This is a genomic window from Vreelandella mediterranea (assembly GCF_970647075.1).
In genome coordinates this window covers 336,279-348,929 of sequence record NZ_OZ310198.1, presented here as the reverse complement: position 1 = coordinate 348,929, position 12,651 = coordinate 336,279, and the positions used below count along the sequence as shown (strand labels likewise).

Below are 12,651 nucleotides of genomic sequence, written 5' to 3'. Positions count from 1 at the left end.
AGTATATCCATTATTCGCGTGCCCGCTTGATTTGCCCGATTCAATCATACCCTATCCACAAATTTACCTTCGGTCACGCGTAAATTCGATGACGGTCGTCAGCCATAGGTCGCAAACCTTCGCTCGCCAATTTTTCAGGCAGGCTCAACACAACATTGCCGCTCGTAAGCGGCAGCATTAAATGAGTGGTTGGACAGCGAAGTGTTAAAGCACCACTTCATACCCTTCGAACTTCGTCGGGCCAAGGTAAATACCTCCTGGCAACTTGGCGTTAGCGTGGGCCTTGCGGAAGGCCTCGGACTGGGTCCAAGCGCGGAAGGCGTCTTCACTCTCCCAGACGCTGTGCGAGATGAAGACGGTGTGGTCATCCTGGTTGTCGCCCTGGAGCATCTTGAACTTCTTGAAGCCGGGCACTTCATCGAGGTGGGAGTCGCAGTTGCGCCACACCTCCAGAAAATCCTCTTCCCGGCCGGGGGCAATCCGAAAACGGTTCATGGCGATGCTTCTATAGGGGCTGGTTACCATAACGCTCCCTGTAGCAGAATGACGTGCTGGCTATGCGCCGCGATCAGCACCTGGCTTGGCAGCACCGGCAGCGCTTCGGGTTAACGAATCCAGCGATACATTAGGTTTGATGGCTCCAGATAGCCGATGCAAGCAACAAGCTAAACGGTCCATTTGTACCTTCTTCTTAAACGGCCGCCACTTTTATACGCTGGGTCGGTTTTTGGAACGACTAGCGTCTCTAAATATTCTGCGCCAAGGAGCTCGATGACCCGGATAGACGCCTTATTATCATCTTCCACAGTCAAAATTAATTCGCCATGCATATCGACTGCCTGCTGCTTTAGTGCCATGCATGCGAAATAAGAATAACGGTTTCCTCTAAATTTCTCATGGACGCCATAGCCGATATGTCCAGCGTATTTCAAAATATGTTCTGTATTTCCGTCTTTCAAAGAAATATGACCCACTTGTTGTGAGCCTGCATGAATGCAGTAGCGATAGAAGGGCACCAGTTGGCCAACCTCTTGGGGCACAATTTTCTTGTCGAACCGAAGAACTATGGGGCCATATTCTATCACTTCGTCCCGCAACGTTTCTCTCCTTTAATACTTAACGTTTGATTTTAGCCTAAAGTGATTTTTTAGTTGCCATCCCGCATTTCCAACACCATGAATCTAGAATCTGAACTGCAGCTAGCACCATCGCTCCCACACCAGATACCCCAAATCGTGCTACCGATATTAATGAAGTAAATGACCAGGCTTCGATTAAGTGATCCAGTTACAGCTAACCGGTATGCTTTTTCTACAGGCTCTGCGTCTAGTCCTGATTGCAGCTCAGTTATAGCGGCCTGCGCCTCTGGATTGGTAGTAGGCATCTCTAAAAATTCAATCTTTGTAAAGTGAGACGCTCCGCCAATCGGTTCCGGCTGAGTCTGTACCATCTGGGATGGAATGAAAACCGGCGAGTACGCAGCAGGCTCTGACCAAATCCAACCCTCGCGATTAGAGATAATATGCCCGTATGGAGTACAGACTATTTCTCCCCATTCCGACAATGGCTCAGGTAGCTCTATAACGGCGGTGTCAGGTGTGCCAGTACAGTCACCCTGAGGTGTAGCGGCTTCGGCATTGAATGAAAAAATTAACGCTATTGTGACGAGCAATGACTTGTAATTCATTATTGTCCTTAAATTGGGCAGTTAACGCCGCGAACAGCGTAATTCAAAGTGGCTTGGAGCGAATCGGAAAGCCGCTTTGAATTATTCGGCTGATTCGCTTTATCGACTGCCACAGCTAAACGTATCATCTTTTCCTGCTGGCAAGAGTCGATGAGCGCTTTCGAAGCACCGGCCTTCGGGCCATCGAACATCAACCTGGTCATCTGCCATCTCGAAAGGAGGCTCTACAATTTGTCCTACTCCAACGCCACGCCCCCATGCGTCGAACTCATTAGGCTGCCATGTTTTTGGGTTCTTCTGGACGTATTCACCGACTCTGAATCCCATATATGGGGCCCTACGCTAGATTAAAGTTAACGACCAAGCCCAGTGGCGCGTACGAGGAGCCAAGGAAAGTGGCTTGCGTCTAATCCGAGCCCGCTGCAGCACCTTGTTAGGCACTTCCTTCATCCCCGTTCAACCATTATGCCGAATCCTAAAGATCCAGTGCAGCGATAGACTGAATACCGCAAGAAACGGGTCGGCTTGGAAGAAAATCTTGTCAACAATGGAGGTCCTACCCCTAACGAAAGTTCATTGATCGAGGTATGCCTAATGGTTCGTTTTGTAGCTCTTGATACTGCCTCCGTACGGAAGCTCCAGAATGGAGGGCTTGATGCCAACGGGCAACCGTGTGAGCAGGCGACTTCCACTGGTGGCGGAATACCGTGTCGCCACTGTCTTCGAGACATCGAGGAGGGTGACAAATATCTAATTCTATCGTTTCGCCCATTTTCTACCCTCCAGCCCTATTCCGAGCAAGGCCCCATATTTCTGCACGCGAAGGAATGCGAGAGGCATGAAAGCGGTAGCGACCTTCCCCCCATTCTGGATAGCGCTCAATACATTGTCAGAGGCTACGATTCCTCCGACAGAATAAGATATGGAACGGGAAAGGTTACCCAGAGAACTCTGATTTCGGACTACGCAGAAGCGCTTTTTGCGGACCCAGGCGTTGCTTATCTTCACGTGCGGTCGGCCGCAAACAACTGCTACCAGTGTCGAATCGAAAAAGAGTGAACCGATTCACGGTGCACTCTATCTCATCGGTATTCGTTGGGTTCGGTTGCAGTTCCTAACGCCTGGCGCTGGCGGTCGCTTTGCCGCTGTTTTTTAGGCTACTGATGCTTTGAAACCAGCAACAAACCACCAGCGCCAATTAAACTACCACCAAATATTTTACCCAAATTAAGCGGCAAACTTCCTACAACTTTATGCGACGCCTTGCGTACAAGTATTGAGCACACACATAAACAGCTAAATGATAAAGCTACAAACGTTCCTAACAATATTGAAAACTGAAAAAATACGCTTTGGCTCTGCTCGATAAACTGAGGAAAGAGCGCCGTTGTAAACGCAATAGCTTTAGGGTTTGAAAGTGAAACCGCGATACCTTGTAGGTACAAGAATCTACCACGTTCGTTTGAATCAGCCTCTTCGACATTAATAGGCGAGACGCCATTCCGCCAAATTTTGACTCCAAGATATATGAGGTAGAACGCTCCCACTATTTTAACGGTCAGAAAAGCGCCTGAAGAATACATGATTAGCGCACTTAAGCCCGTAACCGAGATGCTCGATAGAATGGCCAGACCCGTAATGTTACCCAGGATCGTTTTTAACGATTGAAGGATTCCGAATTTCAAACTATGTGTGGCGACCAGAAGCATCGCCGGCCCAGGCACGATAGTCGCTACGGATGCAATTGCAGTAAATGCCAGCCAAACTTCGATGTTCATTAATTTCTCTAAGTAGCCTAACGTTTTTGTCGCCGCGGCCAGAAGTGGCGCGCCAGCGACGCTTAGGTGTCTGGTCCCGCGAAGGGATGGAATCGACTAGCGTGATGATCATAATGATCGCGTAGCCGGTTGAGTGCTGAAGTGAAGGCTGCCTATGCCAATCAAAAGTGCCCGCCTAGCCTACTCCTCGGGTGGGGAAAGGTGGGCATCAATCAAGGTACGTGGCCGGTACTCATACGTGGTATCGGCCCAGCGCTTCCATGCACTCGCATCGACTGACATATTCACCGCAGGCAGCCCCTGCATACTCTGCGAATATGGCCGGTAAAAACGACCGTCCGTTGTCTTTCCAAGGCGTTTGGATCTGGCGTAGAGGTCCTTAGAACACAAATCCTTGGGTGCCATGTTCCAGCCGTGCCCAGCCGCATCGAAAGGTGCCACTTTTAGGCCTGCCTTTTGCGCTTTGGCTACCATTCAGCTCAGCGATAGGTCGGCCAGCGTGTCGTCGGTGCCATAGCCGCCGCCTACATTAGCGTGAGCACCGATGAACCAGCGCGGTTCTACGTCGCTGTTACCCGCTTTCTGCTGGCCGTCTTTGCTCGTCCAGAGCGAAAAGTAGCCACTGAGCCAACAGGTTCAGGAATTGAAGTGTTATTTAAACCACACTTTTCCACCGATAAATTTATACGCTGGCGTGCCGCGCACCAAGGTCTCGCGTGCGAACGCTTTTTCACATTGAGGGCATATACAAGCCAGGGTGGTGAAGTCTTCCACAATGCGTTCTTTGAAACATTTCACGAGCGCGCCCTTGCCCCCTTTGCGATATTTGAACAGCTGGGCACCGCAGTTCTTACAAAAGATATCGATCGTTTTAGTCGGGCCCTTTTTATTGGGTTTCGCCATTTTCTGTTACTCGTGACTTCATGTGAGACTTCAAGCGTGCATCGTGATGAGCCTTCTAATGCATGTCAATTTCGTGGATAGCGCGAGCTGGCTTCTACAGTCGGCGTAAGATTTTTACCTTCTTAGTGTGGCGCTAGAAAAGCTGATAGGTAAATGAAATGCCAAATAAAATGTCTCGTCGTCTGATTAGGCTGCGCCTGCAAGCAATGCGGGAGCATGGAATAAATTTTGATTTGGTTTCACGCCCGCAACACGAAAAGCTTTATAGTGAAGGCGAAGCTGCAACAGAAAAGCCGTCGTCGCGCCTGCCCTTTTTAGAAATTTTACTCACGATTTATAGCGCTTTTTTTGAAGTTTGGGCCTTTTGCAACAATTAAGACGCGCCAAAACTCAAAGGCTATATATAGCACTACCAAAACTATGAGCCACCAAACAACCGAAGCTGAAGATATACCGAATGCGTAAACTAAAAAGCAAACGGTGTACATAATAGTTGTGTTGCTTATACCATGAGTTACAAACCAATCTACATATGTTCCTAAATGTCCTTTCTCATGATACCCCATATGGGTCAGAACTATGTCAGCTACCCATGTAACAATGAAAAGTGCCAAAAAACTTGGACTTGTAACAGATATGGAAAGAACAAGTAGCTTTGTTGTATCTAACGCCAAGAACAAATCTGGATTGAGCCTATAAATAAGTAAGAATGCAGGAGCAATAAAAGATACAAAAAATATGGCCAATATTACAGCTGAGTTCGCATTCAATCCTTTAACTTCTTCGATGATACTCATTTTTCCTAGTCCTTTCTGACACCTGAGCTCAAGCGCGTTTGAGGCGACGCTGGCTTTTGCGACAGCAAAAGTAGATGGCGGATCGAACGTCGCCTGCAGCAAAATGTTAAGCAGATTCTTTCCTATACTAAGATTTTCTCGCTTTTTCAATAATTTGGCGGAGCTCTCCAAGAGTAAGCGCCCGCTTCGGCTTCCGGTGCACCATTCTATGACAATTACTGCACAGAACGGCCAAATCTGTTTCCGGATTCGTATCTACGCCAGAATCTGCGGCTTGGCTTAGCTCGAGAAGGTGATGAACCTCAGCAAACCCCTTACCCCATTCGCCGTACGTGTCGGCGAAGCTGAAATCGCAAATCTGACAGCGATAGCCATGAATCCGCAAAGCCGCAGCCCTCAAAGTAGGCGATCTCTCTCGGCGCCTCGAAACAACAGCTTTGATCGTTCCTTCGCGGCCAAGGGATACCCGTTCCTCTTCCTCGTTTGATTCCGCTTCCAGATCACTTAGTACGGCTTTCGGCACCGTTGGAAGGTCTAGATCGGCCCAACTGGAAACGGCAGACCAAAGTTCTAGATCGCTCCGGTGCTGCCACCTCTTGAGAATAGACGCATCAAGGTCGGGCAATGGCCTGGGAGCACCATCGATTAACCAGCCTTGCCGCCCTGAACCTACATGGCTATCGAATTGATCCCGGGTCGCTTTCAAACTGTTGCGGAACGACCGCAAAGACCTACCATCCGCCAGTTGATCAAAGAAGGCAGCATAAGCAACGGCCCAGCTATCCGTTCCCAACTTCTCAGGCGGAAACGGCATCTTGCCCTCAACATTACGGCCGCATCTCGACAGATACAGGGCCGCCAAGATGAAATCAGCGCTACGTTCTATCGACATGCTTCCAAATCCGTCTAACGCCCGCGTAATAGGCGCGAGCTTGCGAGCGTCCTAATTGACGCGCTTGTTAACTGCTGCATCACTCTGCCGTTGCCACCTTACGCCGAAAAGAAGGTACATTTTCATAATCAAAATCATCTCCAAAAACTTCGTCAATGCGCTTTTTTATCACCTCATAATCTTCTCTTGCTCTGCCGCGGGCGTAACATTGACCATTACTCTCGATTTCCTGCGCCAAATGAACAAGTGAGTCGCCATCGAATAGGTTTATGTATTTTGGGATTGAGATCTGAAACCTTGTATCAGCTTGGTCATAGCTATAACTGACTGTATAATAAGCAGTCACAACTCGACAAAATCTTTTCTGCCACTCTTCTGTATCTGCTATTTCAAGCAACGCGTCAAATTGGCCTGTAGTAAACGTAGGATGCTCGTCACTTCGAATCCATTCTTCAATATCATTTCCATGCGTATCTAAACCTTCTTTCTTAAACCATCCCATGGTTTTTCCCACATTGTCCGTCTCGATACAATGATCTACCTTCAAACGTGCGTCGTCGCTTAAAAGCGGATAGACCTGAGGGTTCTTTGAAAGATAAAAAACTAAATACGATAATAGATTAACGGTTGAGGAAATATTGCTGTAGTAGTCGATATCGCCTTCCACCTCATTGGGGATCGCAGCAGAGTTCCGGTCGGATAAAATCTCCAGAGCATGGAGGTTGATCATTCGGTTCTTTTCGCAATCCTCATTTTCTAGTTTAAAAACCAGCTTCCACAAAGATCTAAAAATATTTATCTCTACTGATGGTTTAGTTCTACTAAGATACCTGCTTTCAATATACTGCTTAACTTTCTTTCTACTATTTAGAACATCTGCTGACTCCGAAAGGTCCTCCAGTAGTTCTTTCATTATCCGCTGGGTATAAAACGGCGGCTTTACAAGCAATTCTTCCAAAGTGTTCCTTAGGAGAGAACGAACGGTTTCTTTGTTCGGCGAATGGAGTTCCCGCTCGGAATTGAGAACGGGATGCGCAGAGAGATGTCTTTGTTTTTGGAGGTAGCGAAGGTTTTCATATTCCGATGAATCCAGCAAAAAAGTCTTTTCGTGAACATCATCAAGAAGCTTTATCTCCCAAGCTGACGACTTGTAATCTTCATTCTGGATAACAGTTACTTCTCGAAGAATTTCCTTTGCTGCTGGGTCGTCGTACAAATCTATTAGGCTCTGGAGTTTGTAAACAATATCGCATATTGCCACCGACCATAGCATGACAACGGAAGAACGATAATTTCCATTGTTGTATGAGGACAAAACCTCTTGAAAGTACGCTTTTGTTTTCCCGTAGTGGATTTGCTCTGAAATCCTCTCAAGTGAGAACTCTTGCATCTACTTCATCCTAAATATAGTGAGCAGTTAACAGTGATTATACGCCCAGCTACATACCCTCAATAAACGTGCCGGCACGTTTATTGAGGGTATGTAGCCAAAGCAGAAACCATAACCCATTGATAAATAAAGTCGTTACAGTTATCAGGCAGCCTATCCCTTCCTCGCGTGCCTGCTCGTTTTACTCAATTAAATCACACCCTACTCACAAACTTACCTTAGGTCACGCGTAAATTCGATGACAGCCCTCAGCCATAGGTCGTAGGCCTGCACTCCCCAATTTTTAGGCGCCCCACAAAACACTGCCGCTCGTAAGCGGCAGTGTTTTGTGGTTGAAGCTCGAGCGTTAAAGCACCACTTCATACCCTTCAAACTTCGGCGGGCCAAGGTAAATGCCTTCCGGCGACTTGGCATTGGCGTGGGCCTTGCGGAAGGCTTCTGACTGGGTCCAGGCGCGGAAGGCGTCCTCGGATTCCCACACGCTGTGCGAAATAAACACGGTGTGGTCGCCCTGGCTTTCGCCCTGGAGCATCTTGAACTCCTTGAAGCCCGGCACATCATTAAGGTGGGAGTCGCGGTTGCGCCACACCTCCAGAAAATCCTCTTCCCGGCCCGGGGCAATACGAAAACGGTTCATGGCGATATACATGGGCTTGCTCCTTGGAAAATGGTGATGTGACGTCACTCGATGGTAACGTCACGGATCATGCGCGGATAGCCTTGGGAGGCAGTATGGCAAAGACCGGCGTACAGGTGGTTTGGTTCAAGCGCGATCTGCGTATTCACGATCACGCCCCGCTCAGCCTTGCCTGCGTGGCGGGCCCGGTGCTTCCCATGTTTGCCATTGAGCCCGGCCAGTGGCAGGCGCCGGACAGCGCCCTGCGCCACTGGCAGTTCGCTGCGGAATCGCTGGTGGATCTTTCAAGCGCTTTGGACGCGCGTGGCCTGCCGCTGTGTATCTGGCAGGGTGATATTATCGCGCTGCTGAATGCCTTGAAGGCGCGTTATGGCACTATCACGCTCCACTCCCACGAAGAAACCGGCAACGCCTGGAGCTATCAGCGCGACCGCGAGGTGAAAGCGTGGTGCAAAGCTCACGACACCGAATGGCTGGAAGCGCGCCAGGTGGGCGTGGTGCGCGGGTTGAAAAGCCGCGCTGACCAAACCGCCTGGGAGGCGCAGTGGGAAGCGCTGATGCAGGCGCCGCCCTTCAAGACCCCGCAGAATGCCCGCCCCGCTCCCGGCTGGGGGGCGTTTCATCATCTCTCAGTCGATGCGCTGGCGGGTCTTTCGCTTGGCAGGGATACAACGCCCTGCCCCGGCCGCCAGACCGGGGGTCGCCACGCCGGGCGCGGCCTCTGGTACAGCTTCATTACTCAGCGCGGCGAGCGCTACCGCGGTTCGATCTCCAAGCCTCTGCTGGCCTGGGAATTCGGCTCGCGGCTCTCGCCGCACCTGGCCTGGGGCACGCTTTCCATGCGTGAAGTCGTGCAGTCGCTTCGCCACCAGCGCGAAAAGCACGCGGAAGAAACCCGCTGGGCACGCTCGCTGAGAGCACTGGCCTCGCGCCTTCACTGGCACTGCCACTTCATTCAGAAGCTTGAAAGCGCGCCGAGTATCGAAGCCCAAACCCTGCACCCGGCGCTTAAGGGGCTACGCGAGCGCGACCCGGACCACCCGCGCCTGCACGCTTGGAAACAGGGCCAAACCGGCGTGCCGCTGGTGGATGCCTGCATGCGCTGCTTGATCCATACCGGCTGGATCAACTTTCGCATGCGCGCCATGCTGATCTCGTTCGCTACCTTCGGCTTGGGGCTTCACTGGTTAGAGCCGGGCCGCCACCTGGCCAGGCTCTTTACCGATTTCGAGCCCGGCATTCACTACCCGCAGATCCAGATGCAGTCCGGCGCGACCGGCTTCAATGCCCTGCGCATCTACAACCCCCTCAAGCAGGCCGAAGATAACGACCCCGGCGGTGAGTTCGTCGCCCGCTGGGTATCGGAGCTCGCCGTGTTACCCGTCGAGTGGCGCGCCAAACCCTGGGCGCTGCCGGAAAGTCTGCAAACGCGCTACGGGTTTATGCCCGGCGAGCACTACCCGCTGCCCCATGATTTCGAAACCGAGGCCCGCCACTGGAAAACGCTGATTTATGAGGCAAGCCACACTCCCGAGGCCAAGGCTATCAGCCAGGAACTGATGGCGCGCCTGGCCAGCCAGCGCCGCCCCAGCGCCCGGCGTAAAACGACAAAACCCGCCCACCGTCAGCAGCTTTCGCTGTTTGACGGCGGCGGGTCGGGTTCTGAGCGTGGCTAGCTCGCGGCTAACAAAGGCGCCATCGTACGCTTTCTAGAAGTGGTAGTTGATGAACGCGCCGGTGCGCCACTGCACGTCGTTGCCTACATCGTCGACGATCGGGCTGTCGCTGGCGTCGCCGGTGAGCTTCGACACGCCCAGAAGGCCAGTGACCGACCACTGCTCTGTCAGGTAGTAACTCAGCGATGCATTGGCGCCTAGCGCGAAGGCGCCATCGTCGGGTTCGAAAGCCGCGATGCCGGAGCGCGCACTATCGGCGGGCGAGACACTAAACAGGGCGTCGGTCCATTTGTCGCTGGTATAAGCCAGTTCCGGGCCAAAGGTCATCACGGTGCGTTCGCTCAAGCGCGTGACATGCCGGGCCTTGAAGGCGAGGCGGTAGCCGTCGATATCGCCGGTAAAGGGCGTTTCCGCCGACCCGGTGTAGCGCCAGCCAGCACCGCGGTAGCTAACGCGCAGCCCCGCCGTTGCGCCACCGTCGACCTCTTCGAAATGCCTCAGGTCGCCGGTATCGTCGCGGCCGAAGGTGTAGCCGATAAAAGGCGCCACCTTCAAGTTACCCTGATTGATGACGTTCCAGCCGATCCCGTCGCGAATGCTCAAGAACAGCGTGTCGTCGTAGGTCGCCTCCACCGCCGGGAAGGGGTTCCACTCGTAGTCGTCACTGCCCAGGTAGTCCGGGGTGTAGATCGCACCCGCCCCCAGCGTGCCCTCCCACTGCGCCGATGCCGATGAGCAAAGCGCCCAGCTTCCAATGGCCAGCACAAGCGTTAGCGGGCGGAGATAGTCGTTTGAATGCATCATGTCCTGGATCCTGAGCGGCTCGAAGTCAGCCTGCACTCTATGTCCAAATCAATGATCGGGCAAATCGTATAACGCCCCAGTGGTCGTTAAGGCATAGTCGACTTTTCAACGCTTGCGAGGCGGCTTCGTCTCAAGATGCGCGCCATAAAATACCTCTCTCGGCTGCGCTGCTGGCGCTGGCCATCGTGCTGGCGCTCTACTACCTGCTCACCCCGGCCAAAGCCAACGAGCCTGAAGCTCTGGATTGAGTCTCTGGCTTTTTAACTGACCGACGTGCATCCACGAACACCCGCCTCTCGGCGCCTTATAGAATCAAAACTCGCCCCCCTTTGGCCGCATTTTGACCCCAGAGCCAACCTGAACACGCGCATATAGTTTAGACACACCGCCTATTTCGGTTTAAAATTTTTACCATATTGTACTTTTTATAAACCAACGTATGCCGTTCGCATAGAGGTCGCCATGATTGGAGAGCGTGTTAAGCGTGCCCGCGCTGCAGCGGGTCTCTCGATGCAGGTATTGGCCCAGCATGTTGGCGTCAGCGCCAATATGATCAAAAAATATGAGCACGATGAAAGCATGCCAGGGTCAGGCGTGCTCATTAAGCTGGCGAAATCACTTGGCGTTCGCAGCGAATACTTCTTCCGCCCGATGAAAGTAGAGTTAACGGGCGTGGAATACCGCAAACGCGCCAAAACACCTAAAAAACTCCTCGATAAGATATCTGCCGATGTTTTAGACCAGGCCGAGCGATGGGCCGAACTCGAGAATTTATGGCCTAATTCTCCACTTGCTGATTTTGTTATTCCTGAGGCTTTCTCCGAGCATTTTGAGTCGCTGGATGAAGTTGAAAATGCGGCTAATGTACTGCGCGCTAACTGGGCGCTAGGTACCAACCCGATACATGACTTGATCGATACTTTCGAATCTCATGGCATCCTCGTCATTACCACCAACGTAGATGTAGAAACCAAATTCGATGGCCTACAGGCTAAGGTTGCCAATAAGCCCGTGATCGTTGTCTCTTCCAATTGGCCGGGGGATCGACAGCGCTTTACGCTGGCTCATGAACTAGGCCACTTGCTACTTCACGGGCGGCTGGGCGATCACCTTGATGAAGAAAAGGCCTGTAACCGTTTTGCCGGGGCATTCTTGCTACCCGACACCCGGGTTTACCAGCACTTGGGCGAGAAACGCCGCCATCTCGAGCCCAAAGAGCTCTATCTGCTCAAAATGGAGTACGGGATTAGCATGCGGGCATGCGTCTTTCGCGCGCTAGACCTTACGATTATCGACAGTCATTACTACCGCCAGCTTTCGATCACGTTTTCCAAGAATGGATGGCACAAAAAAGAGCCGGGCGCTGATTATCCTGGGGAAACGACGCTAACGTTCCAGCAGTTGGTTTATCGAGCGTTAGGCGAAAAAATCATCAGCGAATCAAAAGCAGCTGAGCTACTCGGCATCTCACTGATGCGCTTTCATAAGGAGCGCAAGCTGGAGCCATTGAATGCAACAGCTACTCATCAGTGATACCAATATCTTGATTGACCTGGAAGAAGGTGAGCTGATCGCTACGTTGTTCCTTCTTCCCTATGACTTTCAAGTACCCGATATTCTTTATGCAGAAGAACTTGAAGAGCAACATGGTTACTTGCTTTCGATGGGACTTTCACAACGAGAGCTATCACCTGAAACGCTGACTTATGCCCAGCGCATCATGCAAAATTCCCTCGGGCCCAGTCGCAATGATTGCTTTGCGCTCGCGCTTGCACGTCAAGAAAATTGCCCCCTCCTCACGGGTGACAAAGCGCTGAGAACTACTGCTCTGACTGAGGCCATCGATGTTCGTGGCACCATTTGGGTCGTTGAAGAACTTATCCGCTACCAGCTTATTACCCCTGAGCAGGCCCACCAAACCTATACATTAATGCAGGCGCGCGGCCGACGCCTGCCCTGGGCACACGCGTTTAAACGCTTGGAAACATTCGCAAGTAAAGGTCAATAACACACAAAACCCGCCCCCGCCGCAAGCGAACACTTGCAGCGGGGCGGGCTAGTCGTGCCTACCGCTTTGTTGGCTCGGC

General features: G+C 51.8%; 14 protein-coding genes and 1 pseudogene. 4 read left to right on the top strand and 11 right to left on the bottom strand.

Annotation, left to right across the window (positions count from 1 at the left end):
• Window positions 1-204: 204 nt before the first annotated feature.
• From ACWFVE_RS01740 to ACWFVE_RS01730, 3 genes are all read right to left on the bottom strand, one after another.
• Window positions 205-525, bottom strand: a complete 321-nt coding sequence (locus ACWFVE_RS01740; RefSeq protein WP_447527576.1) for an antibiotic biosynthesis monooxygenase family protein — start codon at window positions 523-525, stop codon at window positions 205-207.
• 140 nt (window positions 526-665) lie between these two features.
• Window positions 666-1,097: a GNAT family N-acetyltransferase gene (locus tag ACWFVE_RS01735; protein WP_447527575.1), complete on the bottom strand. Its 432-nt coding sequence runs from the start codon at window positions 1,095-1,097 to the stop codon at window positions 666-668.
• Window positions 1,098-1,147: 50 nt separating this feature from the next.
• Window positions 1,148-1,687, bottom strand: a complete 540-nt coding sequence (locus ACWFVE_RS01730) for a hypothetical protein (protein WP_447527574.1) — start codon at window positions 1,685-1,687, stop codon at window positions 1,148-1,150.
• 594 nt (window positions 1,688-2,281) lie between these two features.
• Between ACWFVE_RS01730 and ACWFVE_RS01725 the strand changes: the two genes are divergently transcribed.
• Complete coding sequence (locus tag ACWFVE_RS01725) at window positions 2,282-2,746, top strand: DUF1203 domain-containing protein (protein ID WP_447527573.1); 465 nt, start codon at window positions 2,282-2,284, stop codon at window positions 2,744-2,746.
• A 98-nt stretch (window positions 2,747-2,844) separates the two neighbouring features.
• Here ACWFVE_RS01725 and ACWFVE_RS01720 read toward each other — a convergent pair whose 3' ends face one another.
• The 7 genes and pseudogenes from ACWFVE_RS01720 to ACWFVE_RS01690 form a co-directional block, all read right to left on the bottom strand.
• Window positions 2,845-3,465, bottom strand: coding sequence for a LysE family translocator (locus ACWFVE_RS01720; RefSeq protein ID WP_447527572.1), 621 nt, complete (start codon window positions 3,463-3,465; stop codon window positions 2,845-2,847).
• 474 nt (window positions 3,466-3,939) lie between these two features.
• A pseudogene (locus tag ACWFVE_RS01715) lies at window positions 3,940-4,062 on the bottom strand (hypothetical protein); the annotation flags it as partial.
• Window positions 4,063-4,116: 54 nt separating this feature from the next.
• Window positions 4,117-4,368 (bottom strand): hypothetical protein, encoded by a 252-nt coding sequence (locus ACWFVE_RS01710; protein WP_447527571.1) that lies wholly within the window; start codon window positions 4,366-4,368, stop codon window positions 4,117-4,119.
• Window positions 4,369-4,691: 323 nt separating this feature from the next.
• Entirely contained in the window at window positions 4,692-5,165 is a 474-nt protein-coding gene (locus tag ACWFVE_RS01705) for a hypothetical protein (protein ID WP_447527570.1), read from the bottom strand.
• A 127-nt stretch (window positions 5,166-5,292) separates the two neighbouring features.
• The gene (locus ACWFVE_RS01700) at window positions 5,293-6,057 is read right to left on the bottom strand and encodes an HNH endonuclease (protein WP_447527569.1); all 765 of its coding nucleotides are present in this window, start codon (window positions 6,055-6,057) and stop codon (window positions 5,293-5,295) included.
• A 79-nt stretch (window positions 6,058-6,136) separates the two neighbouring features.
• A complete protein-coding gene (locus tag ACWFVE_RS01695) occupies window positions 6,137-7,447 on the bottom strand; it encodes a hypothetical protein (RefSeq protein WP_447527568.1) in 1,311 nt (436 codons plus the stop codon).
• A gap of 346 nt (window positions 7,448-7,793) precedes the next feature.
• Window positions 7,794-8,096, bottom strand: coding sequence for an antibiotic biosynthesis monooxygenase family protein (locus ACWFVE_RS01690; protein WP_447527567.1), 303 nt, complete (start codon window positions 8,094-8,096; stop codon window positions 7,794-7,796).
• Between the two features lie 83 nt (window positions 8,097-8,179).
• Here ACWFVE_RS01690 and ACWFVE_RS01685 point away from each other — a divergent pair, with 83 nt between their 5' ends.
• Window positions 8,180-9,760 (top strand): FAD-binding domain-containing protein, encoded by a 1,581-nt coding sequence (locus ACWFVE_RS01685; protein ID WP_447527566.1) that lies wholly within the window; start codon window positions 8,180-8,182, stop codon window positions 9,758-9,760.
• 33 nt (window positions 9,761-9,793) lie between these two features.
• On the opposite strand, the gene ACWFVE_RS01680 is transcribed toward ACWFVE_RS01685, so the two are convergent.
• Window positions 9,794-10,564 carry a MipA/OmpV family protein gene (locus ACWFVE_RS01680; RefSeq protein ID WP_447527565.1) on the bottom strand — a complete coding sequence of 257 codons (771 nt, stop codon included), beginning with the start codon at window positions 10,562-10,564 and terminating at the stop codon, window positions 9,794-9,796.
• Window positions 10,565-11,026: 462 nt separating this feature from the next.
• Here ACWFVE_RS01680 and ACWFVE_RS01675 point away from each other — a divergent pair, with 462 nt between their 5' ends.
• Complete coding sequence (locus ACWFVE_RS01675) at window positions 11,027-12,097, top strand: helix-turn-helix domain-containing protein (protein WP_447527564.1); 1,071 nt, start codon at window positions 11,027-11,029, stop codon at window positions 12,095-12,097.
• A complete protein-coding gene (locus ACWFVE_RS01670; RefSeq protein WP_447527563.1) occupies window positions 12,075-12,572 on the top strand; it encodes a PIN domain-containing protein in 498 nt (165 codons plus the stop codon). The genes ACWFVE_RS01675 and ACWFVE_RS01670 overlap by 23 nt, the downstream gene beginning before the upstream one ends.
• Window positions 12,573-12,651: the final 79 nt, after the last annotated feature.